A 26,672-nucleotide genomic window follows, 5' to 3' on the forward strand; every position below is an offset into this window, starting at 1 on the left:
TCTTAAAAAAGTAACTTTAAAAAAGATTAAAAAGCAAACAAATCCAATAAAAAAGAGCAAAAATTGATCATAAAAATCAACTATTTTTTAAGCTTTAACGCTAAATTAAATGGTAAAAATCCACTAAAAAATAAATTAATTTTTTTATTTTAAACAATAAATTAACTACAAAAAATTAACAATAAATTTAGAAAATCCGCCCTACCACATTAATCAAATTATGCATAGCATATATAAAATAAAATGAACAAAAATATATCTTTTTTATAGATTACTTATACAATTGATTGAAATCCTAGGCCCTGAACAATAACAAGGCACAGGATTTATCGTTTTTATGAGGTTCTTTAAATATGCTAAATGCACAAAAACTTACATTAGCAGTTCTCATTTCTGCGGCAATAATTTCCTCAGCTCAGGCAAGCGAGCAAAGTGAGGCAAAAGGATTTGTTGAAGATGCGAACGGTTCTATTCTCTTCCGTACAGGTTATATTCAACGTGACAAGAAAAATAACGTTGAAGATGACAGTTCATTTGCTCAATCAGCAATCGTTACGCTAGATTCCGGCTTTACCAAAGGTATCGTTGGTTTTGGTGTTGGCGCAGTTGGTGATTTTTCATTCAAAATCGGTGCAAATAACAATAACGGCAACCAAATGATTCCTCGTTACAATGGCGTACGTGAAAATCCGTACGATCAATGGACACGTGGTGGCGGTAGTGTAAAAGCTCGCTTCTCGAATACAACAGTACGTTATGGTACTCAAGTACTGGATTTGCCTGTTCTTGCAAGTAACACTGCACGTATGGTTCCTGAATATTTCACAGGTACATTGTTAACCAGCCATGAAATTAAAGATTTAGAAGTAGTCGCTGGTAAATTCACTAAAAACCAATATTCTGACCAAATTGCAACTGACCAGAATGGTTTAGATAGTGCCATTGTTTGGGGTGCAAAATATAAGTTTGATGATCAACTCAATGGTTCTTACTATGGCGTTGATGTAAAAGACAAACTTGATCGCCACTATGTGAATGTGAACTACAAGCAACCGCTTGCTAATGACAGCTCACTTACTTATGACTTCAGTGGTTATCATACTAAATTTGATAAAAATGCTTCATTGTCATACGCAACTGGCCCGGCTGGTGAAGACAAAACCAATAATATTTGGGCAATTTCAGGAACTTATGCGACTGGCCCCCATAGTGTAATGTTAGCGTACCAACAAAACAGCGGTAACATTGGTTATAACTATGGTGCGAACCAAGATGGCGGTCAAAGTGTATATTTGCCAAACTCTTACCTGTCTGACTTCATTGGTAATGATGAAAAATCTGCACAAATCCAATATAGCCTCGACTTTGGCAAGTTAGGTGTATTACCAGGCCTAAACTGGACTACAGCTTATGTGTATGGTTGGGATATCAAAACATCTAACGGTGCAGATGACTCAAGCGAAAGCGAATTCTTCAACCAAGTAAAATACACAGTTCAAAGTGGTTTTGCTAAAGGTTCAAGCTTACGTTTACGTAATTCGATCTACCGTGCTGACGACGCATATACTGCAGATTATATGCCTGACACTAATGAATGGCGTATTTTCCTTGATATTCCTGTGAAATTATTCTAATTCACAAATCTATCAAGCATAAAAAACCTACGTCTGGCAACAGATGTAGGTTTTTTATTAAGCTCAGAATATCAATTGAGGCATTCTGAGCCTTATCAATTAAAGCTTATTTAGCAGCTTCAATTGCTTTTAATACTTCAGCTTTAGCAACATCAGCACCTTCCCAACCACTGATTTTTACCCACTTACCTGGTTCTAAATCTTTATAGTGACTGAAGAAATGTTCAATTTGGCTAATCAACAATGGAGGAAGATCTGTATATTCCTTCACGTCTTTATACAATGGAGACAATTTTTCGTGTGGAACAGCGATTAATTTCGCATCGATACCACCATCGTCTTCCATTTTTAATTTGCCCACTGGACGGCAACGAATTACAGAACCAGCAGCAACAGGATGTGGAGTTACAACAAGTACGTCTAACGGGTCACCATCTTCAGACAAAGTATTTGGAACATAACCATAGTTCGCTGGATAGAACATTGCTGTGCCCATGAAACGGTCTACAAACAATGCATCAGAATCTTTGTCGATTTCATATTTAATTGGTGCTGCATTTGCAGGAATTTCAATGATGACATAGATGTCATTTGGGGCATCTTTACCTGCTGGGATATTGCTGTAACTCATATCAATACTCTTTCGTTATGAAGTCAGATGTAAAATCCACTCGATTATAGCGTGGATATCATCAAAATGATGCCGATTATACAATGCGCACACGCGAAAGTTGATATGAATGATGACAGAATGACACTCAAGTCAGCTTAATCGTGACCACTAATAGGAAGATTGGGCACAATATAGATAAGAACCAGACAATCGAACGTAAAGTTGCCCAGTTACTTAAATAACAGATCCCATAAATAACTCTTAAAATAATATATGCCCAACCTAATCTCAGAATAAAATATTCCGGAACGACCATATATTCGGCCATTAAAATAGCTGTTAAGAATAAAGGTAGGCTTTCAAAGCTATTTTGTTGTACGGCATTTGCGCGAGCAGCCAGACCAGTTGTTTTCGCAAAAAAAGCTCTTGGATTCTGATTATCGACAGGCTGAAAACCACCTGTAAACTTTGCAATTACGGTAAATGCGTATGGCAGCAAACATGCCACTAAAATAATATAGATAATGCCGCTGATGCCCTGCATAGTGCCATCCATCACTGAAAATACTGTTGATCATGCTATCATAACATTGCGTTTTTACCTGAAATTTTATGCAATCACTTATCATCACTGATTAATAGGGCCATGTATGCAACAACCTGATCAAAAAGAATTGTTTGAAGTCTTGGATAAACAAAAACAGCATCAACTTCAGATAGATCGCATATTAAAGATCGTACTCCCTATTGTGGCTTTTTTACTCAGTGTGATTTGTGCAAATTTAAATTGGCAATCTACGCTAGGTACCTTTGTTATTTTAACAATTACCTTTATTGCAGTCGGTATTAAACGACTTACTTTGTGGCACTGGCTCATTGTGATTACGATATATTGCTTAGCAGATAATTACTTAAGTTATGGTCAGCTTGATTTAACTCACCTACGCCTGCAACTCGGCACCATGCTGGTTTTTGTTGGAATGGTCGGAATTGGACGTCCTTATATAGACCGCTGGTTTATGAAAAGTCATAAAATCTAAAATAAAAAAAGCGCCCTAAAGCGCTTTTTTATTAACTGATTAGGCTGGTTTACGTAAGTCTTTACGTAAAATTTTGCCTACATTTGATTTTGGTAATTCATCCATAAACTCAACATAACGAGGGCGCTTATAACCTGTTAAGTTTTCTTTAGCGAAGCTCAAAACCTCTTCAGTTGTTAAGCTTTGATCTTTTTTCACAATAAAGAGTTTTGGCACTTCACCTGATTTTTCATCTGGAACACCAATCGCTGCAACTTCCAATACTTTTGGATGTTTAGCAATAACTTCTTCGATTTCACTTGGATAAACGTTAAAGCCAGAAACCAAAATCATATCTTTTTTACGGTCTACAATTTTTGTATATCCACGGCTATCCATAACACCGATATCGCCCGTACGGAAGAAACCATCCGCTGTCATGACTTTAGCTGTCTCATCAGGACGATTCCAGTAACCTTTCATGACTTGAGGACCGCGAATCGAGATTTCGCCTTGCTCACCTAAAGCAACTTCTTTACCGTCATCATCTAAAATAGCAACTTCAGTTAAAGGTAATGGAATACCAATGGTGCCGCTAAATTCAGTAGAAGCAGGTGGATTTGCAGTTGCTACCGGTGAAGTTTCTGATAAGCCATAACCTTCAATAATGGTTGTACCAGTAATTTTCTTCCAAGCTTCTGCTGTAGAAGGTAAAACAGCCATACCACCGCCCATCGCCATTTTTAAATTGCTATGGTCAAGTTGTCTAAATTCTTCATTATTGACTAAAGCATTAAACAATGTGTTTACCGCTGGGAAGAATGATGGTTGATATTTACGTAATTCGTTAATAACAGCCGGTAAATCACGAGGGTTCGGAATCAAGATATTTGCTTGACCTTTATACATACCGTACATCGCGCAAACCATGAACGCAAAAATATGATAAAGCGGCAATGCACAAACAATACGGTCGCCTTTAGCACCATCGTTTGCTCCAAATTTACTTTGGAAAATACCGTCACACTGAAGTAAGTTTGCTACAAGATTGCGATGAGTAAGCTCTGCACCTTTTGAAACACCTGTTGTACCACCAGTGTATTGAAGTACAGCAGTGTCACTTAAAGTTAAAGTTGGACGCTTATAATTACTCGCATTTTCTTTATTTAATGCTGAGTTAAATTTAACGTGTCCTGGAATATTCCAAGCTGGAATTTGTTTACGTACTTTACGTAATACAAAATTCACAAGAGTACCTTTGAGTGTACCGAGCATGTCTCCTACTGATGCAACTACAACATGCTTCACTGGAGTTTTACCCAAAATGCTTTGGTAAACACTGGCAAAGTTTTCGATAATTACAAGTACTTCTGCACCTGAGTCATTTAATTGATGCTCAAGTTCACGCGCAGTATAAAGTGGATTAACATTCACTAATACTAAACCTGCACGTAATACAGCTAATGCAACTACAGGATACTGCAACACATTCGGCATCATTACTGCCACACGAGTTCCTTTTGCTAACCCCAAATTTTGCAAATAGGTCGCGAACTTACGGCTTGCAAGCTCTAACTCATTAAATGACATCGCTTTATCCATAAAGATAAAGGCATCACGAGAACCAAATTTTTGGAAATTACTCTCAAAAATATCAACAAGTGAGGTATTTTCCGCAGGCAATGCTACTGTTTCTGGAATCCCTGTCTTTTGGTATTCTGCAAACCAAATTTTTTCCATAATGCCATTATCTCCGATTCGTAATCCTTAGTAATAACTGTTATTCAATGCCCCAGCTATTCTTTAGCTTCTTGGTGCCAGAACATATGTAAAACTTATTGGCACATTCATGACACTTTCAAACAAGATTATGAGACAGAAGTTTTGACAATTTATCCCTGCCAAATTTTTTGCATGGAGTACAAATTACGTACTCCAAATTGCTGTCCTTTTAATCGTTATTCAATACCAACAAGTTCAGTTCATTGCTTGAACATGTTGCCATATATAGCGTATTTATGTTGCCAGACGCTAGCTTTATCTCTGAATCAACAGTTTATTTGCTTTTTGATATCCACGTGGTAAGAGCTGACCTTTTGAAGCCCGTTTACCTATATATTTCTGTAGATCATCACCTTTTAATTTTAGATGTTGCTGACCTGCAACCACCTGAATTATTTCATCTAAGTTCAGGGTTGTCATGGATAAAATTTGCTCTTTCGCTTCAAGTTGTATCAACTTATTACCTTTACCCTTATTTAAATTTGGCAGTTCTGCCAAATCGATAATTAAGAGTCGACCTGCTGAGCTGAGCACAGCCAAATGTGTCATATTTTGAGCAGAGACTAATGGTAAAGCTTTTGATTTTTCAGGGACTGACAAGAATGTTTTTCCTGCCTTAGCAGTGGTATCAAGCTGTTTGGCTTGAGTTTTAAACCCATAACCCGATGTACTTGCAGCGATAAGTTCAGACTCTTCATCTTCTAGATAAACCTGAATAAACGACACGCCACTTGCAGGAGCAAGTTTAGAACTTAATGGTTCACCCAAACCTCTTGCTGATGGCAAACTGCTAATAGGCAAGGCATAACTTCGCCCTGTTTCATCAAGGAAATAAATCCGTTGATTGGTTTTACCCACAGCGTGACTTAGATATTGGTCACCGGCACGATAGTTTAAATTCTCTGCATCAACATCCGCACCTTTTGCAGCACGGATCCAGCCCGCTTCAGATAAAACCACCGTTACCGCTTCAGCTGGCATTAAATCCTGTTCTTTAATCTGAACGGCTTCGGCACGCACCACGATTGGAGAGCGTCGTTCGTCACCAAACTTTTTCGCGTCTTCTTTTAATTCACCAATAATCAGATTTTTTAAAGATTCCGGATTTTCTAATTGCTCACGAATAATGGCAGCTTTTGCAGCAAGCTCATCTTGTTCATGACGGATTTCCATCTCTTCAAGTTTTGCTAAATGACGCAACTTGAGTTCTAAAATTGCTTCTGCCTGTATCTCATCAATATTGAAATGTTCCATCAATACAGGTTTAGGCTGATCTTCTTCACGAATAATACGAATGACGGTATCAATATCAAGATAAGCAATTAAAAGACCTGCCAAAATATGCAGACGTTTTTCAATTCGGTTTAAATGATATTCTAAACGGCGAGTTACCGTTTTTTTACGGATCTCAATCCATTCAAGCAAGATACGACGAATCGATTTAACTTGAGGACGACCATCCTCACCGATCATGTTTAAATTAACACGGTAGCTCGACTCTAAATCGGTGGTTGCAAATAAGTGGCTCATTACCGCTTCAGCATCGATGCGGTTAGAGCGAAGTACAATCACTAATCGTGTTGGGTTTGCATGATCCGACTCGTCCCGTATATCAACGACTAATGGCAGCTTTTTGGCCTGCATTTGGTCGGCAATTTGAGTAATCACCTTAGAGCCCGATACTTGATAAGGCAATTCAGTAATCACGATTTCATTTTTTTCGATGGTATAAACCGCTCGCATGCGGTAACTGCCACGACCAGTGGTCTGGATTTTGAGTAACTCTTCCGGTGGAGTAATAATTTCAGCTTTTGTTGGTAAATCTGGCCCGGGAATATATTCAGCCAATTTTTCATCCGAAGTTTGCGGATTACGAATTAAGGCAATCGTTCCTTTAATCACTTCACGTAAATTATGCGGCGGAATGTCTGTCGCCATACCAACAGCAATACCGGTTGTGCCGTTGAGTAGAATATTAGGAATACGCGCTGGCAACGTAATCGGTTCTTTTAATGAACCATCAAAGTTATCTTGCCAGTCAGTTGTGCCCTGACCTAACTCATTTAACAACAACTCACTGTAAGCAGAAAGCTTTGCTTCGGTATAACGCATCGCAGCAAATGACTTAGGATCATCTGGTGCCCCCCAGTTACCTTGTCCTTCAATTAAAGGATAACGATAACTAAACGGCTGAGCCATCAAGACCATCGCTTCATAACATGCCGAATCACCATGAGGATGGTATTTACCGAGCACATCACCTACTGTACGTGCTGATTTTTTTGGCTTGCCGCTATTTTTTAAGCCTAGCTCGCTCATGGCATAGACAATACGGCGCTGTACAGGCTTTAAGCCATCACTGATATGCGGCAATGCACGGTCCATAATGACGTACATGGCATAATTCAAGTAAGCCTGTTCAGTAAATTCGGCTACAGAGCGGTTTTCTGTCGCTTGATGCGCAAGGCTGGTCATAGTCAGCTTATCTTCCAAATCAGTCGTTATTTTAAATGAGTCTTATGCTAAGTGGGCTATGTTACAGACACAAGAGGGAGTCTGTCACCTGAGCGTCAAATTATGTCTCATCTCTCTATATTTTTAGCTACTTGCTATAAAGTTAGGCAAAACTACAAGCCTATCGACTCTAGTCTTTTCCCTTGGGTTTCTTCACCTAATATTAAAATTACGGCTGCCACTAAAAGTAAAACCACAGTAAACATCATAAAAACATGACTAAACCCATGCTTTGCAACCATCATATGGGTAACGACAATCGGTGCCAAAATTCCACCTAAACGCCCCATTGCCGATGCCCAGCCCGAACCAAAAGCCCGAATATTGGCTGGGTATTGCTCTGGCGTATAGGTATATAACACTCCCCATGCCCCTAAATTAAAGAATGACATGAGACAGCCCCAAAACATAATGCTGTTCACACTATCGGCTTGGCCAAAGAAATATGCAGACAATGCACAAAACCCGATAAATGAAGCGAGAGTAATTTTTCGACCTAAACGTTCAACAAACCAAGCAGCCGCTAAGTAACCCGGTAGCTGCGCCAGAATCATCAGCAGAACATATTCAAAAGATTTAACAATGTCATATCCCTGTTTCACCAATAAACTTGGTAACCAAGTGAAAATGCCGTAGTAGGAATATACGATTCCAAACCAGATGAGCCACAGCATTAAACTACGACGAGCGAAAGGACCACTCCAAAGTTGTTTAAAAGAGACTTTTTGTTGTATGGCTACAGGTACAACTTCAATATGATGAACAATTTGGACACCAGCCTGAGCTTCTAATTTTTGAACTAATGCATGCGCTTCTTCAACACGACCACGGTTAATCAGGTATGGTATCGACTCGGGGAGTTTTTTCCAAATTACTAAAATATAAATCAGAGGGAGGCCGCCCATCAGAAATGCAATATGCCAGCCAAATTTAGGAATAATAAAATAAGAAATTAAAGCTGCAACTAACCAGCCTAAACCCCAAAAACTTTCAAGTAATACAATAAAACGACCACGTACATGTGAGGGTATATATTCACTCACCAATGTCACCGCAACAGGTAACTGCCCGCCAAGTCCAAGCCCAACAATAAAACGGAAAATCAATAACCAATTTAAATCGGGAGCAAAAGCACATAAGGCAGTCGCAATACTATAAATTGCCATGGTCGTGGCAAATATTGTCTTTCGACCAAAACGGTCAGCTAAAGCCCCCGAGCAAACTGCGCCAATAGCCATTCCTACAAAGCCAATACTCACAATCCAACCGCTTTCGGCTGGTGTTAATGCCCAGTCTTTAACAAGCGTTGTCATGATAAAAGCAATGATGCCAGTGTCCATCGCATCAAACATCCAACCTAATCCAACCACCCACAATAATGTGTAGTGGAATTTGCCAATCGGAAGATTTTGTATACGTGAAACCAGATCCATAAGAAAACTCTACTGGAAAAAATAAGTGAGCAAGACAATATATTTAATTGTTATAGCATGCTCACATCGTATTCTGCATGATTAATGTTCATCGGTTGAAGAAGCCGATTCTGCATCATCATCTTTATAAATAAACTTAGGCATTTCTAAGCCAAAATAGATCGCAATCAGACGCAGAGTAAAACCGAAAATTAAGGTTGAAATAACAGTTAACTCTAAACTGAAACCCAAGTCTAAACATACCCAGTAACAAATGACCGCCACAAAAGAAATACTCGCATAAAGTTCACGACGGAAAACGAACGGGACATCGTTACATAAAATGTCACGTAAAATACCGCCAGACACCCCGGTTAACACCCCTGCGACTGCCGATACGACAAAACCATGCCCCATTTGCAAGGCAATCTGACAACCAATAATAGTAAATCCGATTAGGCCTAAAGCATCGAGCACCAAAAAGATGTTATGTAAGTGACGCATCCATTTGGCAATAATGATTGTGACAAATGCAGCACAACACGTCAGAACCAAATATTCAGGATGTTTTACCCAAGTTAAAGGATAGTGTCCGAGCAATACATCACGTACCGACCCGCCCCCTAAAGCAGTCACACAGGCAATCAGTACGACACCGAACCAGTCCATACTCCGTCGCCCAGCAGACAATGCACCTGTCATGGCTTCGGCAGTAATCGCAATAATATAAATAACGGTGAGTAACATTGCCCTTTCCCTCAGGCCAAACGGTGCGCGTATTTTAAGGTAAAGTTATATGAATTGTGCACAGCATTGTTTAAATTTTTTTCCGGAGCCACATATACAAGGTTGTTTCATGGTGATCTGAATATCTACCGTGGGATCAAGAAAAAACCATTGTTGTTGATATACAAAATGTGAAACCTCATGGTGAACCTGAGCTTTTTGTCCATCATGATAATGTGCCTTGAACTCAACCTGTGCATGGGTTTTATCTAATTTTTCTTTCGCGTCGACGACGTCTAAACCCAACCATTGATTTTGTTTACTCCAGTCTGCAATGGCATTTTTATCAAGTGCAGCTTGCTGACCTAAAGCGGTTGTTTTCACAATATAATCAATTTGCTGTAATGCAAAAGCACTATAACGCGAACGCATAAGCTGCTCTGCTGTCAGGGCTTTTGCTGTGCCTAAATGTAAAGGCTCACAACATTCTACATAGCTGCCTTTTCCACATGGACAAGTGTGTTGAGTCATTCTGGGTTTCTCAAATAAAAAATAGCTCAGAGTTGAGCTATTTTATGATGTTTCTAGACATGAAGCCTAACTTAATCTTTTGGTTCGTCTTGTTCTATAGAAACAATATGAACTTTCTCGATTTTATGGCCTTCCATCGTAATCACTTCAAAGCGATAACCATCGGCTTCAACAGCCTCACCATTTTCTGGTAAGCGGCCTAAATGGAATAACAAATAACCCGATAAGGTTGAATATTGTTCACTTTCATCAACCAAATCACGACCTAATAAAAGGGATAAGTGGCGAATGTCTGTCGAACCTTCAAGTATTAATGAACCATCTGCCAAGCTCTCAGCGGCTGCATCTAGCTCATCTTCATCAGGGAACTCACCCGCAATGGCTTCTAAAATATCGATTGGCGTTGCGATACCTTCAATTGAACCGTATTCATTTAAAACGATTGCCATTTGTAAAGGTGCTTGACGTAATTGCTCCATTACCATGAGTACTTGAGCATTTTCATGCACAATGACGGGTTCACGTAAATGCTTTTCGAAATCAACCACACCTGTTTCAATAAAGCCATTTAGAACTTTATGAGTAAGTGCAATACCCTCAATATTATCAAGTTCACCACGTGCAACAATCAAACGAGAGTGTGTCATTGACATCAAACGTTCTTTTAAAACTTCCGGTTCATCGTCTAAATCAATCCATTCAAGTTCAGGTCGTGGCGTCATAACAGACTTTACAGGACGTTCTGATAAACCAAGAACACCTTGCACAAGCACACTATGGTAAGCACCATTTTCTTCGTCAAAAACTTCATCTGCAAAAGCTTGTGTAGCTAATACATCTTCTTTGTCGGAAGATTGCGTATCTGAGCTAGAGCCGCTGCTTTTACTTCCTAGCATACGTAACACGGCAGAAGCAGTGCGATAACGTAAGTCTGTGGTTGTAACCAGTTTTTCCTGATTGCGGCGCATGCTCTGGTTGATAATTTCTACCAAAACCGAGAAACCAATTGCAGCATATAAGTAACCCTTCGGAATATGGAAACCAAAACCTTCCACGACCAAAGAGAAACCAATCATCATCAAGAAACCAAGACACAGAATAACGACCGTTGGATGCTTATTAACAAAGTCCATGAGTGGTTTCGATGCCCACAACATGATTCCGACAGCAACAATCATTGCCAACATCATGACACTTTTGTCTTTGACCATCCCGACTGCAGTAATCACACTGTCTAACGAGAACACAGCATCAAGCACAACAATCTGGACAATAACCATCCAGAACGCCGCATGAACTGGATTGTCTTCCTTTTGCAGTTGTTTGCCTTCCATGCGCTCGTGCAATTCCATGGTGCCTTTAAAGAGCAAGAACACACCACCGAACAACAAGATCAAATCACGACCAGAAAATGGATGATCAAAAATATGGAAGAGCGGATGAGTAAGTGTTATTACCCAAGCAATAGCAGCCAATAAGAGCATCCGCATGCCCAAGGCCAATAATAATCCCAGTTTTCGAGCCTTACCTCGCTGCTCTGGCGGCAGTTTTTCAGCCAAAATAGCGATGAAAACAAGGTTATCGATCCCCAATACAATTTCAAGAACGATTAAAGTTGCTAAGCCCACCCAAGCAGATGGATCAGACATCCATTCAAAGATCATCGATCCTGCTCCTGTGCTGATTGGATTTTATCTTTATTTGGCAACACAGCAGGCATGCCCATACAAAGGAGGGAAAATGTTTTTTTAGGACAAGAAATTAAAACGGAGCGACTACAACCACTACCCATATTTGTTCATATGTTGTTAAACGAATTTTTAGTATAGGCAAGATTTAACATAAATTCATCATTTTTATTTGTTCATAACGGGCATTCACCAAACCCATACAAAACATGATTCTTTCCTATAAATCTGCTTATAAAGTTGTCATATCTTTTGCTTAGTGTAGACAAGAAATATGAACGTGATAAGGTAAAAATAAAGCAATGAATAGCGTATTAACAATGGCAGTAAATGATTCACCAATAACAGCTGTAAAAACAAAACAACCTCTTATTGCATTATATTGTGGTTCACGTGCAGGAAATAACCCAATCTATCGAGAAAAGGCAATTGAACTCGCTCATGGAATTGCTGACCAAGGTTTCGGTTTAGTCTATGGCGGTGCCAGTATTGGCTTAATGGGACAAGTTGCTGAAAGCGTTCTTGCAAACGGCGGAGAGGCTGTAGGTGTCATTCCTGAATTTATGCTCGATTATGAAGTAGCACATGCTGGGCTGACTGAATTACATGTGGTAGAAACCATGCATGAACGCAAAGCCATGATGGCAGAGCGTGCAAGTGCATTTGTCGCATTACCTGGTGGTTTAGGAACGTTTGAAGAAATATTGGAAATAGCCACTTGGGGCCAACTTAACCAACACCAGAAACCCATGATTTTATATAACGTAAATGGCTTTTATAATGCATTGATTGCCCAGTTAGATCATGCGGTTCAAGAGGGTTTCCTCCCACTTCAACACCGCGCTAAATTAATTGTATGTGATGATGTTGATCAAATTTATAACGTGATTAAAAACTTAAAAATGCCGAAAAGATTTGTTGTGTAATTTTTTCTCTACTCTCCATAAAAAGCGGCCCAGCCGCTTTTTTGTTTTTATACTTCTACCTCTTTATTTCATTAGAATAATTTAGCTAGTTAATTTTGATAAATAGAAGAACTTAAATTTAGTAAACGGGTATTCAACATTGACTTACTTTTTTTACTTTCAATTTGTTTTACACTAGACCAAAACGTTAACTTTCAAATGTTATGAATGCCACGCAGACTCACCAAGCCTTGCAACCCGAATATCGCCTACTCGTTCTTTTGGTTTCCATTGGCTTTTTTATGCAGGCTTTGGACACAACAATTGTAAATACCGCTATTCCTGCAATGGCTCACCATCTAAATGAAGATCCTTTACGCATGCACAGCGTAGTGGTGGCCTATGTCTTATCGGTTGCTGCCTGTATTCCTTTAAGTGGCTGGTTAGCAGACCGCTTTGGTGTTAGAAATATATTCTTATCGGCCATCGTTATTTTTACACTAGCCTCTTTGGGTTGTGGTCTTTCTCAGAGTCTCAATGAACTCTTATTTTTCCGAGTCATCCAAGGCGTGGGCGGAGCCTTACTACTTCCCGTTGGCCGTCTGTCACTTTTAAAAATTATTCCCCGAACTCAATTTTTAGCTGCAATGAGCTTAATGAGTCTTGCAGGTTTACTCGGGCCTTTGGCTGGTCCAACTTTGGGTGGTTGGTTAGTTGAAGTTGCAACTTGGCACTGGATTTTCCTGATTAATATTCCTATGGGCATACTCGGTATATTAATGACATTAAAAGTCATGCCAAATGTAAAAGAGCCTATGGTCAAAACATTTGATTTGGTCGGTTTCATCTTATTAGTTGTGGCAATGATCGGATGGTCGTTGGGTATTGAACATCTAGCCTCACCTGAATATTCAAACTGGTTTAGTATTTCGCTAATAGTGGTCGGCATAATCGCAACACTTTGGTATGCCTACCATTCTCATACACATCAAAATGCATTATTTCGCAGCCGTCTCTTTAGAAACAAAATTTATGCGATTGGTATTTTAGGTAATTTCTTTGCCCGCTTTGGTGGTAATGCTTTACCTTTTGTTTTACCGCTCATGCTACAGGTCGCTTTTGGTTTTGAACCTTTCATTGCCGGTTTAATGATGATTCCTTTGGTCTTGGGTTCATTATTTTCAAAACCAATTGTTAGACCGATTATTCAAAAGATTGGCTATCGACGTTTTTTACTCATCAACACAACGCTGGTCGGGCTATGTATCGCCTCTTTCGCCATCATGACAGTTGACACTCCAACTTGGTTTAGGGCCTTACACTTTTTCTTATTTGGCACATTAAACTCACTACAATTTGTGGGTATGAACACATTGACCTTGAAAGACTTGCCTCAACAAGATGCAAGTAGCGGTAATAGTTTTCTATCGATGATCATGATGCTATCAATGAGTATTGGCGTAGCACTGGCAGGTACACTCATTAATGTATTTACCAATTATTATGGTCCAGCTCATGTAACCACTGCATTCCATGTCACTTTAATTTGCCTCGGTTGTATCAATGTAATTGCGGCTCTTATTTTCTGGCAAATTCCAAAAAATACTCCCGTATAAGCCTTTGCATTTTTAGCGTGGTTTCTCATTCTTGAATCGCGCTATGATGTCGGCTTCAGATCTTTAATGAGTTTTGCATGACCAAATTAGCTAAAACCTTTTTCACAGCACAGTACAATACCCTAATCGGAATTGGCTTGGCATGTGTTATGGGCGTACTAGCTTATTTTGGTCTGTTCTACCAGCAAAAAGCTGTTGCACAAGATTATCCAGTTCAAGGATTTGATATTTCTCACCATCAGGGTGATATTGACTGGAAAAAAATATCACCAGAAAAGTTCCAATTCGTTTATTTAAAAGCGACAGAAGGCGGTGATTACCAAGATTCAAAATTTCAAGAAAACTGGCTTAAAGCTCGTGAACATGGGTTTCACGTAGGTGCTTATCACTTTTATCGTCTATGTCGTGATGGTAAAACGCAAGCAGATAACTTTATTGCGACTGTACCTAAAAAATTAGATGCTCTTCCACCTGTTATTGATCTGGAATATGACGGTAACTGTATTAACTCGCATACCAAAGAACAATTACTTAAAGAAATAGGCATCATGCATGACCGCTTAAAACAGCATTATGGCAAACCACCTATCTTTTATATTTCTAAAACCTTTTACCACATTGTGCTAATAGGTAGTTTCCCCAATACACCACTTTGGGTCAGAGATTACGAAGGAAAACCTGAACTTAAAGACAAGAGAAAATGGCTCTTTTGGCAGCATAGTAATCAGGGTAAAATTGAAGGGATGACAAAGCCAGTAGACTTAAATGTTTATGAGGGTTCAGTCAAAGAATGGCACCAATTCTTACAGCAGCAAGGCATCGTGAAAGCACAATAATATGCGCAAAATCATTCATATCGATATGGATGCCTTTTATGCATCAGTCGAGCTACGGGAACATCCGGAATTAAGGCATTTACCCGTTGTTATTTCATCTCACCATCCGCGAGCTGTAATTGCTGCTGCATCTTATCCTGCCCGCGAGTTTGGTTTACGTTCAGCCATGTCGATGACTCAGGCCAGAAAACTATGCCCTCAAGTCGTTATTATTGAGCCAAATTTTGAAAAATATCGTACAGTTTCAGCTCAAATTCATTCAATCTTTCAGCAATATACGCTTCTTATCGAACCATTATCTTTAGATGAAGCCTATTTAGATGTCACTGAGAATTTAAAACAAATTGCAAGTGCAACCGAAGTTGCCATGCACATTCGGGAAGATATTTTTCGGTTAACGGGACTGACTGCCTCGGCAGGTGTCGCACCAAATAAGTTTTTAGCAAAAATTGCTTCGGACTGGAACAAACCGAATGGTTTATGCGTAATCAAACCTTCACAGGTTGCTACTTTTATTCAAGATCTTCCGCTTAAAAAAATTCCTGGAGTCGGTAAAGTCACTCAGGAAAAATTACAGCAGCTTCAGTTACATACTCTAGGCGACTTACAGAAAATTGAAGAGGCTGTTTTAGTTCATCATTTCGGCAAATATGGTCAACAACTCTACCTCTATGCACAAGGAATTGACCACAGACCTGTCCAAGCTGAAAGAGCTCGCCAACAAATTTCTAAAGAGACCACTTTCGATAGTGATTTTACTTTGGTCCAATGTCAGCCCTATTGGCAGGGACTAGCCGAAAAAGTCTGGCAAACTCTAGAGAAAAAACAGCTCAATGCACGTGGTGTGAATATCAAACTTAAACTCAAGAATTTTCAAACTTTACAACATAGTAAAAGCTTTAAAAGACCGATCCAGTCCTTACAAGACTTAATCCAAGTTTTATTTTTATTATTAAATGAAATGCAAATTCCAGAACATTTCGAGTTTCGCTTAATTGGTATAGGTGTTTATCAATTACAAACCCAAGCAGATGACTTTCAACTTAACCTTTGGTAATTGGCTATTTTTCACCCGAAAGAGTAGTTTTTGAACAAAATCTATTCCCTTTTACTGCAAGTTTAGAGTAACCTAATTAGCGCATATTCATTACCCATGTATTTGCAACATGCCAAAGCAACCTTTACTTTCGGCATATCGTCCTGTGATTGGCGTGACGACCAAATCCGAATATTGCAGGGCCCTTCCGATACATGGCTGATCTTATATTCCTCATCACAATAATCTACTGAAATTCTTTTCTACTTGCTTGCGCCCACATAGCAACTCTTCATAAAATCAATACTATTAAATAAAGCCACTCTAGAGCATTTTTATGACGGTAAAGCGTTTACACGTGACTTCACGCTACTGCGAAGTTGCGATTTCAGGTAATTTAGTACACTTAGCTGGGCAACTCGCAGATGATACGAGCGTAGATGTTACAGCACAGACTCAACAAACTTTAGATAATATTGACCGCTTATTGGCAGAAGCTGGAACAGATAAAACCCATATTCTTTCTATTATGATTTTTCTAAAAGATATCGACAAAGATTATGCAGCAATGAATGCTGTTTGGGATGCATGGATTAGTGAAGGACATCCACCAGCACGTACTTGTGTAGAATCCAAACTTTATGCTCCGGACGTGCTTGTAGAAATGACGGTTGTTGCAGTACTTCCATAATTTTTATAAATATAAAGTGACACTAAATTGAGCAATATCCCTAGTTATATTGCTCAATTTTTTAGTAGTTTTAACATTTTTAATGTCAGCATGTTATTTAGATCTTCTTTAATGAGTTCTCCAATCAATTGTTATAGTCTCTAATTTTTAAGACTTCACAAAAGCATTTGACATTCTTTCTAGCTGCGGCGTTGTATGTAAAGTTGCCATCTCTGTTTCTGGAGTTAGTAAGTCTCTTCTTAGATCGTGATAATCAGGTACTTCACTGTAATGCAGCACACGATAGCCAGCCAGTTGTAAAAGACGACGTTCATATTGCTGATGAGCTCGGCGTAAACCATTTTCGCCAAGAACAACAACCACTACAACCTGATAATTTTGATCAAGTACAACAAAGTCAGCTGCCATATTTTGATATTTTCGACGTGTATGCGCATATTTTGTGGTTAATAACGCATCAAAAGACACATGTGCCAACACGGTAAATTTAGGCAAAACTGTTTGTAGTCTGGTTAATGTCATTTGTTCATGACTGGTTAATACTGCACGGCGCTTCAATGCACTATCATGTTGATGCCTTCGTGAAAGACTTTTCACTGCCATCACAACAGCCAAGAATAATAATAAAATCGTAATTAAATAATACATAGGTCCAATCCTTTAGGTTTTTTATAATGATTTTGCTAGAGCACACTTTGTTTTAATTGATAACGACACAGCCGTTTTTTAAAAGGTTCACTTATTAATTTCACTTGTAGTTATCAAGCTTGGCTTAAATTTAGCCACCCTCACATTATTTATAATCATACAGTCAGCAACAATCAAGTGCAGCTCGTCAGATTTTCGGTATTTATCATCTTTCGTTACGCTTTTTGTACTTTAAATCTGCAAAAATCTCACTATGCGATTTAAACAGATACATTAAAAACAAAACAGGCTCTATTTAAGAGCCTGTTTTATCATCATCCACGAACCTTGGTTTTCGGTTTACTTTTTCCACCGAACGGTCTTTTCTCACCTGTTTCACGAGGAGGCAAACCTGTATGTTGAGTTAGAACCTGTCCTTTTTGTGGACGTTTTTGCCCTGCTACTGAGCGAGATTGCCCCTGACCACGTTTTGCTGAATCTCCCGCAACAGACGAGTTCTTCTTACGTGCAGATTTATATTCACCTTCCGCAGTACCTTGTGGCTGATAAGTCGGAATCAAATGCTGCTTCGAATTACCAATTAAATCGGCACGACCCATTTCTTTTAAAGCCTCGCGAAGTAATGGCCAGTTGTTTGGATCATGGTAGCGTAAGAATGCTTTATGCAAACGACGACGCTTCTCACCTTTTACAATATCAACCTTTTCGGTATAGCGAGCTACTTTAGCAAGCGGGTTTTTGCCCGAATAGTACATGGTGGTTGCAGTTGCCATTGGCGATGGATAGAACGTCTGTACCTGATCGGCACGGAAACCATTTTTCTTAAGCCAAATTGCAAGGTGCATCATGTCATAATCTGAAGTACCCGGATGTGCTGCAATAAAGTAAGGAATTAAGTATTGCTCTTTTCCTGCTTCTTTACTAAAACGGTCAAACATTTGCTTGAAGCGATCATACGTACCAATACCCGGCTTCATCATCTTCGATAACGGGCCTTGTTCGGTATGCTCTGGTGCAATTTTTAAATAACCACCAACGTGATGTTGTACCAACTCTTTTACATATTCAGGGTTTAGTACCGCAAGGTCATAACGTAAACCAGAACCAATCAGAATCTTCTTCACACCTTTAATCGCACGTGCTTTACGATAAAGCTGTACTAAAGGTGCATGATCGGTATGTAAGTTCTGACAAACGCCCGGATATACACAAGAAGGCTTACGGCAGTTCTTCTCAATTTCAGGGTCTTTACAATGCAAACGGTACATGTTTGCTGTTGGCCCACCTAAATCTGAAATAATGCCGGTGAAGTTTGGTGCCGTATCACGGATTTTTTCAATCTCACGTAAGATCGAATCTTCCGAACGGTTTTGGATAATACGACCTTCATGTTCTGTAATCGAACAGAACGTACAGCCGCCAAAACAGCCACGCATGATATTGACAGAGAATTTGATCATATCAAATGCAGGGAAACGCGCATCGCCATAAGTAGGATGTGGCAAACGTGCATATGGAAGATCAAACACATAGTCCATTTCCTCAGTTGTTAGAGGAATTGGAGGTGGATTGATCCAGACATCGCGCTCACCATGACGTTGCACCAATGCACGGGCATTACCCGGATTAGTTTCAAGATGCAAAATACGGTTTGCATGCGCGTAAAGCACATGATCATTCGCCACTTCTTCAAAAGAAGGTAAACGAATGACTGCCAACTCACGTGGAGGTAATTTATGTTTAATTGCTTTTGACGGTGCCGGCTTTAATTGAACAATTTGAGTATCATCGTCTAGTTTGTCACCTTCACGCACAATCGGATTTGCAACAATCTCTTTTTGGAAATCTTGATATTGAGCTAAAGAGTTACCTTTTTCTTTTTCAACCTCACACCCATCAATATCTTCTGTCATGACATAAGGGTTAATAATTGGATCAACACGTCCAATCGTATCTACGTCATTACTTGCAACTTCAACAAACTTTGCTTTTGATGCTTTGTTATGTTTATTAATAATAAAAGCTGTACCACGAACATCTGTAATTTCGTGGATTTTTTCACCTTTAGCCAAACGGTGCATCACATCAATAATGGCACGCTCACCGTTACCGTACATCAGCAAATCGGCTTTTGAGTCCATCAAAATCGATCGACGAACTTTATCTGACCAATAATCATAATGCGCAATACGGCGTAAACTGCCTTCAATTCCACCTAATAACACCGGTACATCTGGGAATGCTTCACGACAACGTTGACAATATACTGTTGCTGCACGGTCAGGACGTTTGTTCGGCTCATTGTTTGGAGAATAAGCATCATCCGAACGAATTTTACGATCTGCCGTATAACGGTTAATCATCGAATCCATATTACCCGCGGTCACACCCCAAGCAATGGTTGGCTTACCTAAAACTCGGAAGCTTTCAACATTGGTCCAATCTGGCTGTGCAATAATTCCGACGCGAAAACCTTGTGCCTCAAGCACACGTCCAATCACACCAGATACAAACGATGGATGATCAATATAAGCATCGCCGCAGACTAAAATAAAGTCACACGCATCCCAGCCAAGTTGATCCATTTCTTCTCGTGACATCGGCAAAAATGGCGCTGGTTCAAAACACGACGCCCAATATTTGTCGTAATCAAACAACGCTTTTGGCGCAGTTTGCATGGTGTAGGCAGTAGACATGGCTTGCGAATCTCGGCTAGCAGATGAAGGAGAGACATCTAAAGATGAAAGCCGATCATTTTAACATGAATTTCATTCATTTTCCCTGTTTATAAAACAAACGAAAACAAGGATATAAAAATTAATTTGATTAAAGTTTGTTCAGTATTTTATTCTTCTCATAAATGCGGCGGAATAAAAACCCGCCGCAGTTTTAACTCACTGGTTTATATGGCTTAGAACAAAGCTTTTGGTAAACGAATTTGAATAATCTCATTGTCATCAGCCAGTTTTGCGTTACGCCCTGTCGAACCAGGGAAGTTATTATCATTTAGGACAGTCAACGTTGTACCGTTTTCAATAATCACATCTTCGATGGTTTCAAATGGGAAAGCGAAAACCTGTTCTGTCCCAATATCCCCTGCTCTAGCTGTGCTATACAACAAATTCGGGTTAGCAATTTTAATTAAATCGACTAAATCTTCACGGCTGACTAGCTGACCTGACTCATTTAACTTAATACGAATTAATTTTTTATAGCCGCCTAAATTATTCTGTGTTGCATCACGTTCAATAATGATGCCTTCATTATTATTAAAGAGTTGGAAGTCCCCAATATTGGTTGCCTTGCTATCTAACTGGAACCAATAATATTTTCCTGTATACGCTTTTTTCTTAATATCGAATTGCGAAATCAGTAACTGTCTTTCCGTGTCCCGAATTGACTTAATTGGCTTTTCTATAAGTGGGTAAAGATACTGCCCATCTGGCGAAATTGCCATTCCTTCAAAACCACCACTTTGCTGAACCAGAGGCTCTACAAAATTAATTTGAGCTTTATTAAACTGATTTTGTGGTGAACGTAATTCTTGAGTCGGATTTAATGGATTTGGTAGAGCAATCGGAGCATCTAGCAACACACCATCTGCTGAAAAATGAAGTAAATACGGACCAAACTCATCCCCAATCCAGTAAGTGCCGTCATTAGTACGTTGCATCGACTCTGGGTCAAAATCAGCACCCGTTAATAAACGCTCAGCTGTATTAGCGTTGACGATATTAAATGGAATTAACTTGTTTGGATCACGCAGTTGGATAAAGCTTTGCACAGTCACTTGACCCGTGCCTTTAGCTTTAGTTTTGAAATCAGGCTTTAATTTATAAATACGAAGTAGAAAGTCTGATGAATTATCTTGCGTCCCAAAACCGTTATCGGCCATTGCCATATAACTGCCGTCTTCATTTTTTAATGCGGCAGAAAAGCCCTGTACAGGTTGGCCTTTAAATGGAGGATAAATTCCGTTTGCACCTTTTACATATGCGCCAGAATCTGGTCCAGCTGCATAAGTTTCTACAGGTAACTTGGCAAAAGAAATTAAGGTCGGTTCGGCAACGTTTTCAGTGGGTGAGGTTTGTTCTTGATCGTTATCATCGTTACATGCCGTCAATCCCAAACTGGCACAACAGAGTAATGCGACTAAAGTTTTTTTGCTCATGGTTTTATACAGTCGGTAAAAAATTAAGCAAATTTAATCAAGCTTATATGAAGTTTTTACTTCAAAAAGATGAAATCTTTATGGCGAAAATATGACAAACTCAACTTTTCAATACAAACACAAACTAAATAACTTCATCAAAAAGAATTAAAGTTTCGTTGGCTGATATTCTCCATCAATTGCTGCTTTTAAAAAATTCTGGAAGGTTGGACATTCCATATGATTTTCAGCAGGACATACAGCAGCATGTTCTAATCCTTGGCTGATAAAATGCAATCGCTTTGCCATTTGTTCTAGTTGTTCAGCTTTATCTTTTAGTTTTTGCCGATCAAGATCAGGCTTACCATCTTGCCCAAACATTGTAGCGATTTCATTTAAAGAAAAACCTGCGGCACGACCTAAAGCAATGAGTGCCAGCTGATCAAGCACTTGTTTCCCATATTGCCGACGTAAACCTTGCCGCCCTATCGATTTAATTAATCCTTTCTCTTCATAAAAACGTAGTGTTGCTGTTGTGACTTTTGCCCTTTTAGCGACTTCACCAATATCCATAACAACCTCTTGACTTCAAGTGAACTTTAACTTGCACAATAAATTTATCACGTTTCATACGTATAAAAGCAAGGTTTCAAAATGAATCTCTCCACGTTGTTCTTTCAAGCTTTATGCCTTGGTATTGGCGCAACAATTATTATGGATATCTGGCTGTTAATATTAAAGATATTTAAAATTCCGACCTTAAATTTTTCCTTTCTCGGACGCTGGGTCGGCTGGATATTTCAAGGGAAACTCATCCATCAATCTATTGCAAAAAGCCCTCAAATTAAAGGTGAATATTTGTTGGGCTGGATTGCTCATTATAGTGTTGGGCTAATCTTTGCAGTGAGCTTTCTTCTCATTGTCGGCTCAACTTGGCTTAGCCATCCTCAGTTTTATTCAGCACTTCTGTTTGGTGTAGTCACCGTCCTCATTCCTTTTTTTATTATGCAACCTGCGATGGGTAGTGGCTTTGCTTCATCAAAAACACCTCATCCTTTTTTGAACTGTCTAAAAAGTTTGATGAACCATAGTGTTTTTGGTTGTGGCTTATATCTCACTGCAAAATTATTTCAAATTTAAATAAAGAGGAAACTGCTCATGAAAACTGTTGCCATTATTTACTATAGTCGCCAAGGCCACACCCAATTTATTGCCCAGCAAATTCAAATGGGTATCTTGAGCCATAAAGATATTAAAGTAGATTTACTAAATGCTGAACATCTTGTCGAAAACCCAGAAACCCTAATTCAATATGACGGCTTAATTTGGGGATCCCCCACTTATTTAGGTGGTGTATCTTCCAAGTTAAAACAACTCATGGATGCAACAGGTCCATTATGGAAAAAACAGAGCTTTAAAGGAAAACTAGCGGCTGGCTTTACTGTATCTTCCCTTCCCGCAGGTGATAAACAATCAACACTAATTTCACTTTTTACCTTTTGTATGCAACACGGCATGTTATGGGTCGGCAACCCGATTATGCCTGAGCAACACCAAGGAGTTGCCTATGCACAAGCAGCCAATCGTCTAGGCTCATGGTCAGGCTTAATGGCTCAGGCTGGACATGGCAGTAATCCAGATAGGTTTGATGAAGGAGATATTAAAACTGCTCAACAATTTGGAGAAAATTTTGCATTGACCTTAAATGCTTATCAAGGAATATAAGACCATGAAAGCACAGAAACTTTTATTCCTCTTAATTTTATCTGGAATGATGTCTTTTATAGTTTCAGGTATTTCAACGTTTAAAGTAGTGGGACTAAATCATTATTTTCTTTCATTGTGGGTATCAGCTTGGATTATTGCATGGATATTAGCTTTCCCAAGTGTATTGATTTGTGCCCCTCTAGCTCAGAAACTCGTCGACATCATATTTAAAAAAGTTAAAAAAGTTAAAAAAGTACGCCTGTAAGTTAAAACGTACAAAACTTGCCGTGATTTGCGGATATTCGTCTTTAGTATTTTTTCATAGTATATGAAACATAGAGAGACAGGATGTCTCATTGAAGAAGAATAAGAACGCAGGAAGCGGTAGTTGACAGGAGTTAGCTACATAAGCTGAATACGAAAGAACCTCGACAGGAAGTCGGGGTTCTTTCATTTTAATTATACAAAATTCTCACTATTTGCTTGTGCTGAGCAACAGAACTTATATTGATCGAGTAGTTACAGCTGAATACCATGATTTCATTTGAAATTTGATTATCGGTTTTGTATTTTGCTTACCTCATCTTTATCTAACAATTATTTTAAACCGACTCAAATAAACATTTTGAGTCTCAAATTTTTTGTAATTGCTTTAATGACAATAATGACTGGGTGTACAAGCTTAGGCCCGAATAGTGGTTCATTTTCATGGCGTTCAAATAAACTCTCGTCTGGTCTACAAAAAGCTTATTCTGTTCCACAAAGCACAGCGAATCGGTTATCTCCGATAATTATTCAAAGTGCTGATCAATATAATGTGCCGCCTCTTTTACTTGCCGCGGTCATAAGACAAGAATCGAGTTACAATACTAATGCTCTCTCGCCTACGGGTGCAGTAGGTTTAACCCAAATTATTCCTAGCTATTGGCAACAAACTTGTGCTGGTAATTTGTATGATGAATCTACAAATATTCAATGTGGTGCTTATATTTTAAATCATTACTATCAATCAGCGGATAGTTGGTTCAAAGCAACAGCTTATTATAATGTGGGACCAACTGGATATGAGCGAAGTTTCTGGACACGTCACAAAGCTAAAAAATATGCTCGATCTGTTAAACGTCATCAAAAAGCTTTAAAAAGCGCTTTATAAATAAGTTTAAATAAAAGCCCATCAATAGATGGGCTTTTTATGCGGTTAATTTTATTCGTCAAATAAACCATCAAATAGAACAGAAGATAAATAACGCTCCCCACTATCTGGCAGAATAACAACAATAGTTTTACCAGCATTTTCAGGACGTTCTGCAATTTTTGCCGCCGCAGCCAAAGCTGCTCCACTTGAAATACCCACTAAAATACCTTCTTGGGTTGCACAGTTTCTTGCCCACTGAATTGCTTCTTCGCTAGTCACTGGTAAAACTTCATCTACAAGATCCAAATCAAGATTCTTTGGAATAAAGTTCGCACCAATTCCCTGAATTTTATGTGGCCCAGGTGTAATGTTCTCTCCATTTCTAGTTTGAGTAATAATTGGAGACTCAGCAGGTTCAACTGCTACTGAATACAAAGCTTTATTTTGAACTTGTTCGAAATAACGAGAAATACCGGTAATTGTGCCGCCAGTACCTACACCCGCAACCAAAATATCGACTTGTCCATTTGTTGCTTGCCAAATTTCAGGACCAGTTGTATCTACATGGATTTGTGGATTTGCTGGGTTTTCAAATTGTTGAGGTAAGAAATAAACATCTGGCTGTTCAGCTGCTAAACGTACAGCTTCATCAACCGCACCTTTCATTCCCTTCGCTGGCTCAGTTAATACCAAATTAGCACCGAGTGCTTTTAATACTTTTCTGCGCTCAATACTCATACTTGCTGGCATAGTTAAAGTAATTGGATAACCTTTGGCTGCTGCAACAAAAGCCAAGGCAATCCCCGTGTTCCCACTGGTTGGTTCAATAATATGCATACCTTCTTTTAACACACCACGCTTTTCTGCATCGGCAATTAGTGCCGCTCCGATACGACATTTCACAGAAAATGCAGGGTTACGGCTTTCCACTTTTGCTAATACGGTTGCACCAGTTTTAATCAAACGATTAATGCGAACTAAAGGAGTATTGCCAATAGCTTCTGCATTATTTGGATAAACTGCTATTCCTAAATTATTGGGTGTTGGAAATTGCTGATCAGTAGACATGTTATATCCTTATTAGATTTGGAATGATTCTGAATCATTATAGGCTTATCAGTAAACAGGAAAGTAAAAAAGTTAGTGGATATCTAAGCAATTAAATATAAAAAGTCCCTTTAATAAAGGGACTTTATTTATTAATAAGATTCTATTCTTCTGGAAAATTTGCTTTACCTTTACGAACAAATTCAGCCATTTTATTCATTCTACGATAGTGAGCCATAAGTAATTTAGAGGTTTCCTCTACATCATTAGTATTTGCTATTAACTGATCCAAATTTGTATAGCCTAAACCTTTTGCTAACTCATTATTCAACTGATTAACTGTTTTAATATGTTCTACATCTAATTTTAATGACATATTCTTTTTTTCTTTACGTAAATGATGTAAATCTATAAAAATTTTATATAATTTTTTATAGGCTACCACTACCGCTGTTGTACTACTTAGAAAAATAGTTATAGCTTTCGCTATCTCAATCGCTACCTCATAATTAAGATAAAGTTCAATCCATCCTGGTGAAGCATATTTTATAGACTTAACATCAGGCCTTTCATCTTTTCTAATTTCATCACGAAATATAGTATATATATTCACATAACTTAAACCAGATCTTAATTTGAATTCTTTCAAAACCTTCTCCAATTTAGAGGATTTTGAATTTGTTTCTGAAAAAGATAGATCTTCCAAACAATATATAAATGAGTAATTTTGAAAATATAATCGAGTAAAAATTGTAAATTCTTCTAAACTCCAATTATTATCTAATAAAATTTTATATGAAGATTCAAACTTATTCATGCCAAAAAATCTTGTTATTTAATTCCTTATCATGATAATAGATCTATTATTAAGAAACTAGTCTCAGTTTTTTATTTTGATTTAACTCCGCGTATAAAAGAACACCCCGACCTCTTTCGGGGTCGGGGTGTTAGAATAATGAGCTGGCGATGACTTACTCTCACA

At 38.7% G+C, this 26,672-nt stretch carries 25 protein-coding genes; 11 read left to right on the forward strand and 14 right to left on the reverse strand.

Going from position 1 to position 26,672, the window contains the following annotated elements:
• The first annotated feature begins 353 nt into the window (after window positions 1-353).
• The gene (locus tag OD757_RS00330; protein WP_263030490.1) at window positions 354-1,634 is read left to right on the forward strand and encodes an OprD family porin; all 1,281 of its coding nucleotides are present in this window, start codon (window positions 354-356) and stop codon (window positions 1,632-1,634) included.
• 106 nt (window positions 1,635-1,740) lie between these two features.
• Here OD757_RS00330 and ppa read toward each other — a convergent pair whose 3' ends face one another.
• Complete coding sequence (ppa, locus tag OD757_RS00335) at window positions 1,741-2,265, reverse strand: inorganic diphosphatase (protein WP_004795210.1); 525 nt, start codon at window positions 2,263-2,265, stop codon at window positions 1,741-1,743.
• A gap of 127 nt (window positions 2,266-2,392) precedes the next feature.
• Complete coding sequence (locus OD757_RS00340; RefSeq protein ID WP_009392286.1) at window positions 2,393-2,791, reverse strand: MAPEG family protein; 399 nt, start codon at window positions 2,789-2,791, stop codon at window positions 2,393-2,395.
• A 106-nt stretch (window positions 2,792-2,897) separates the two neighbouring features.
• Between OD757_RS00340 and OD757_RS00345 the strand changes: the two genes are divergently transcribed.
• Window positions 2,898-3,287 (forward strand): hypothetical protein, encoded by a 390-nt coding sequence (locus OD757_RS00345; RefSeq protein WP_263030491.1) that lies wholly within the window; start codon window positions 2,898-2,900, stop codon window positions 3,285-3,287.
• 39 nt (window positions 3,288-3,326) lie between these two features.
• Here OD757_RS00345 and OD757_RS00350 read toward each other — a convergent pair whose 3' ends face one another.
• The 6 genes from OD757_RS00350 to OD757_RS00375 all read right to left on the reverse strand — a co-directional run bounded on the left by OD757_RS00350 (window position 3,327) and on the right by OD757_RS00375 (window position 11,895).
• The gene (locus OD757_RS00350; RefSeq protein ID WP_263030492.1) at window positions 3,327-5,006 is read right to left on the reverse strand and encodes a long-chain-fatty-acid--CoA ligase; all 1,680 of its coding nucleotides are present in this window, start codon (window positions 5,004-5,006) and stop codon (window positions 3,327-3,329) included.
• Window positions 5,007-5,303: 297 nt separating this feature from the next.
• Entirely contained in the window at window positions 5,304-7,523 is a 2,220-nt protein-coding gene (gene parC / locus OD757_RS00355; protein WP_263030493.1) for a DNA topoisomerase IV subunit A, read from the reverse strand.
• Window positions 7,524-7,675: 152 nt separating this feature from the next.
• Window positions 7,676-8,995: an MFS transporter gene (locus tag OD757_RS00360; protein WP_263030494.1), complete on the reverse strand. Its 1,320-nt coding sequence runs from the start codon at window positions 8,993-8,995 to the stop codon at window positions 7,676-7,678.
• 81 nt (window positions 8,996-9,076) lie between these two features.
• Entirely contained in the window at window positions 9,077-9,721 is a 645-nt protein-coding gene (locus OD757_RS00365; RefSeq protein WP_004795225.1) for a trimeric intracellular cation channel family protein, read from the reverse strand.
• Between the two features lie 45 nt (window positions 9,722-9,766).
• The gene (locus tag OD757_RS00370; RefSeq protein ID WP_263030495.1) at window positions 9,767-10,231 is read right to left on the reverse strand and encodes a YchJ family protein; all 465 of its coding nucleotides are present in this window, start codon (window positions 10,229-10,231) and stop codon (window positions 9,767-9,769) included.
• A 71-nt stretch (window positions 10,232-10,302) separates the two neighbouring features.
• Window positions 10,303-11,895, reverse strand: coding sequence for a TerC family protein (locus tag OD757_RS00375; RefSeq protein WP_263030496.1), 1,593 nt, complete (start codon window positions 11,893-11,895; stop codon window positions 10,303-10,305).
• Window positions 11,896-12,221: 326 nt separating this feature from the next.
• Here OD757_RS00375 and OD757_RS00380 point away from each other — a divergent pair, with 326 nt between their 5' ends.
• The 5 genes from OD757_RS00380 (at window position 12,222) to OD757_RS00405 (ending at window position 17,003) form a co-directional block, all read left to right on the forward strand.
• Window positions 12,222-12,845 (forward strand): TIGR00730 family Rossman fold protein, encoded by a 624-nt coding sequence (locus OD757_RS00380; RefSeq protein WP_009392305.1) that lies wholly within the window; start codon window positions 12,222-12,224, stop codon window positions 12,843-12,845.
• Between the two features lie 203 nt (window positions 12,846-13,048).
• Entirely contained in the window at window positions 13,049-14,440 is a 1,392-nt protein-coding gene (gene mdtD / locus OD757_RS00385; protein ID WP_263030497.1) for a multidrug transporter subunit MdtD, read from the forward strand.
• 77 nt (window positions 14,441-14,517) lie between these two features.
• Entirely contained in the window at window positions 14,518-15,276 is a 759-nt protein-coding gene (locus OD757_RS00390; RefSeq protein ID WP_263030498.1) for a glycoside hydrolase family 25 protein, read from the forward strand.
• A gap of 1 nt (window position 15,277) precedes the next feature.
• Window positions 15,278-16,333 (forward strand): DNA polymerase IV, encoded by a 1,056-nt coding sequence (dinB, locus tag OD757_RS00395; RefSeq protein WP_263030499.1) that lies wholly within the window; start codon window positions 15,278-15,280, stop codon window positions 16,331-16,333.
• 316 nt (window positions 16,334-16,649) lie between these two features.
• Complete coding sequence (locus tag OD757_RS00405) at window positions 16,650-17,003, forward strand: RidA family protein (RefSeq protein ID WP_263030500.1); 354 nt, start codon at window positions 16,650-16,652, stop codon at window positions 17,001-17,003.
• A gap of 147 nt (window positions 17,004-17,150) precedes the next feature.
• Here OD757_RS00405 and OD757_RS00410 read toward each other — a convergent pair whose 3' ends face one another.
• From OD757_RS00410 to OD757_RS00425, 4 genes are all read right to left on the reverse strand, one after another.
• Window positions 17,151-17,651: a DUF2726 domain-containing protein gene (locus OD757_RS00410; protein ID WP_009392239.1), complete on the reverse strand. Its 501-nt coding sequence runs from the start codon at window positions 17,649-17,651 to the stop codon at window positions 17,151-17,153.
• 314 nt (window positions 17,652-17,965) lie between these two features.
• The gene (locus OD757_RS00415) at window positions 17,966-20,347 is read right to left on the reverse strand and encodes a YgiQ family radical SAM protein (RefSeq protein WP_263030501.1); all 2,382 of its coding nucleotides are present in this window, start codon (window positions 20,345-20,347) and stop codon (window positions 17,966-17,968) included.
• A 215-nt stretch (window positions 20,348-20,562) separates the two neighbouring features.
• A complete protein-coding gene (locus tag OD757_RS00420) occupies window positions 20,563-21,822 on the reverse strand; it encodes an esterase-like activity of phytase family protein (RefSeq protein WP_263030502.1) in 1,260 nt (419 codons plus the stop codon).
• Window positions 21,823-21,969: 147 nt separating this feature from the next.
• Window positions 21,970-22,374, reverse strand: coding sequence for a helix-turn-helix domain-containing protein (locus tag OD757_RS00425; RefSeq protein ID WP_263030503.1), 405 nt, complete (start codon window positions 22,372-22,374; stop codon window positions 21,970-21,972).
• Window positions 22,375-22,455: 81 nt separating this feature from the next.
• On the opposite strand from OD757_RS00425, the gene OD757_RS00430 reads away from it, so the two are divergent.
• The 4 genes from OD757_RS00430 to OD757_RS00445 all read left to right on the forward strand — a co-directional run bounded on the left by OD757_RS00430 (window position 22,456) and on the right by OD757_RS00445 (window position 24,661).
• Window positions 22,456-22,941: a DUF2938 domain-containing protein gene (locus OD757_RS00430; protein WP_263030504.1), complete on the forward strand. Its 486-nt coding sequence runs from the start codon at window positions 22,456-22,458 to the stop codon at window positions 22,939-22,941.
• 18 nt (window positions 22,942-22,959) lie between these two features.
• Window positions 22,960-23,526, forward strand: a complete 567-nt coding sequence (locus OD757_RS00435) for a flavodoxin family protein (RefSeq protein WP_263030505.1) — start codon at window positions 22,960-22,962, stop codon at window positions 23,524-23,526.
• Between the two features lie 4 nt (window positions 23,527-23,530).
• Entirely contained in the window at window positions 23,531-23,773 is a 243-nt protein-coding gene (locus OD757_RS00440) for a DUF2798 domain-containing protein (protein WP_263030506.1), read from the forward strand.
• Between the two features lie 279 nt (window positions 23,774-24,052).
• Window positions 24,053-24,661 (forward strand): lytic transglycosylase domain-containing protein, encoded by a 609-nt coding sequence (locus OD757_RS00445; protein ID WP_111855775.1) that lies wholly within the window; start codon window positions 24,053-24,055, stop codon window positions 24,659-24,661.
• Between the two features lie 51 nt (window positions 24,662-24,712).
• Here the strand turns inward: OD757_RS00445 and cysK are convergent, their stop codons facing one another.
• Complete coding sequence (cysK, locus tag OD757_RS00450) at window positions 24,713-25,711, reverse strand: cysteine synthase A (protein ID WP_263030507.1); 999 nt, start codon at window positions 25,709-25,711, stop codon at window positions 24,713-24,715.
• Window positions 25,712-25,853: 142 nt separating this feature from the next.
• A complete protein-coding gene (locus OD757_RS00455) occupies window positions 25,854-26,507 on the reverse strand; it encodes a hypothetical protein (RefSeq protein ID WP_263030508.1) in 654 nt (217 codons plus the stop codon).
• Between the last annotated feature and the right edge of the window lie 165 nt (window positions 26,508-26,672).

It is taken from the genome of Acinetobacter sp. AYS6, assembly GCF_025630795.1.
Lineage (GTDB): Bacteria > Pseudomonadota > Gammaproteobacteria > Pseudomonadales > Moraxellaceae > Acinetobacter.

Bases quoted from the DNA above. Each gene is read 5' to 3' on its own strand.
- OD757_RS00435 (WP_263030505.1), top strand. From the start codon at position 22,960: ATGAAAACTGTTGCCATTATTTACTATAGTCGCCAAGGCCACACCCAA.
- OD757_RS00405 (WP_263030500.1), top strand. From the start codon at position 16,650: ATGACGGTAAAGCGTTTACACGTGACTTCACGCTACTGCGAAGTTGCG.
- OD757_RS00430 (WP_263030504.1), top strand. From the start codon at position 22,456: ATGAATCTCTCCACGTTGTTCTTTCAAGCTTTATGCCTTGGTATTGGC.
- OD757_RS00350 (WP_263030492.1), bottom strand. From the start codon at position 5,006: ATGGAAAAAATTTGGTTTGCAGAATACCAAAAGACAGGGATTCCAGAA.
- OD757_RS00380 (WP_009392305.1), top strand. From the start codon at position 12,222: ATGAATAGCGTATTAACAATGGCAGTAAATGATTCACCAATAACAGCT.
- OD757_RS00375 (WP_263030496.1), bottom strand. From the start codon at position 11,895: ATGATCTTTGAATGGATGTCTGATCCATCTGCTTGGGTGGGCTTAGCA.
- OD757_RS00425 (WP_263030503.1), bottom strand. From the start codon at position 22,374: ATGGATATTGGTGAAGTCGCTAAAAGGGCAAAAGTCACAACAGCAACA.
- OD757_RS00415 (WP_263030501.1), bottom strand. From the start codon at position 20,347: ATGTCTACTGCCTACACCATGCAAACTGCGCCAAAAGCGTTGTTTGAT.
- parC (WP_263030493.1), bottom strand. From the start codon at position 7,523: ATGACCAGCCTTGCGCATCAAGCGACAGAAAACCGCTCTGTAGCCGAA.
- OD757_RS00440 (WP_263030506.1), top strand. From the start codon at position 23,531: ATGAAAGCACAGAAACTTTTATTCCTCTTAATTTTATCTGGAATGATG.
- OD757_RS00365 (WP_004795225.1), bottom strand. From the start codon at position 9,721: ATGTTACTCACCGTTATTTATATTATTGCGATTACTGCCGAAGCCATG.
- OD757_RS00410 (WP_009392239.1), bottom strand. From the start codon at position 17,651: ATGTATTATTTAATTACGATTTTATTATTATTCTTGGCTGTTGTGATG.
- ppa (WP_004795210.1), bottom strand. From the start codon at position 2,265: ATGAGTTACAGCAATATCCCAGCAGGTAAAGATGCCCCAAATGACATC.
- dinB (WP_263030499.1), top strand. From the start codon at position 15,278: ATGCGCAAAATCATTCATATCGATATGGATGCCTTTTATGCATCAGTC.
- OD757_RS00345 (WP_263030491.1), top strand. From the start codon at position 2,898: ATGCAACAACCTGATCAAAAAGAATTGTTTGAAGTCTTGGATAAACAA.
- OD757_RS00360 (WP_263030494.1), bottom strand. From the start codon at position 8,995: ATGGATCTGGTTTCACGTATACAAAATCTTCCGATTGGCAAATTCCAC.
- OD757_RS00455 (WP_263030508.1), bottom strand. From the start codon at position 26,507: ATGAATAAGTTTGAATCTTCATATAAAATTTTATTAGATAATAATTGG.
- OD757_RS00330 (WP_263030490.1), top strand. From the start codon at position 354: ATGCTAAATGCACAAAAACTTACATTAGCAGTTCTCATTTCTGCGGCA.
- OD757_RS00340 (WP_009392286.1), bottom strand. From the start codon at position 2,791: ATGCAGGGCATCAGCGGCATTATCTATATTATTTTAGTGGCATGTTTG.
- cysK (WP_263030507.1), bottom strand. From the start codon at position 25,711: ATGTCTACTGATCAGCAATTTCCAACACCCAATAATTTAGGAATAGCA.
- mdtD (WP_263030497.1), top strand. From the start codon at position 13,049: ATGAATGCCACGCAGACTCACCAAGCCTTGCAACCCGAATATCGCCTA.
- OD757_RS00390 (WP_263030498.1), top strand. From the start codon at position 14,518: ATGACCAAATTAGCTAAAACCTTTTTCACAGCACAGTACAATACCCTA.
- OD757_RS00420 (WP_263030502.1), bottom strand. From the start codon at position 21,822: ATGAGCAAAAAAACTTTAGTCGCATTACTCTGTTGTGCCAGTTTGGGA.
- OD757_RS00370 (WP_263030495.1), bottom strand. From the start codon at position 10,231: ATGACTCAACACACTTGTCCATGTGGAAAAGGCAGCTATGTAGAATGT.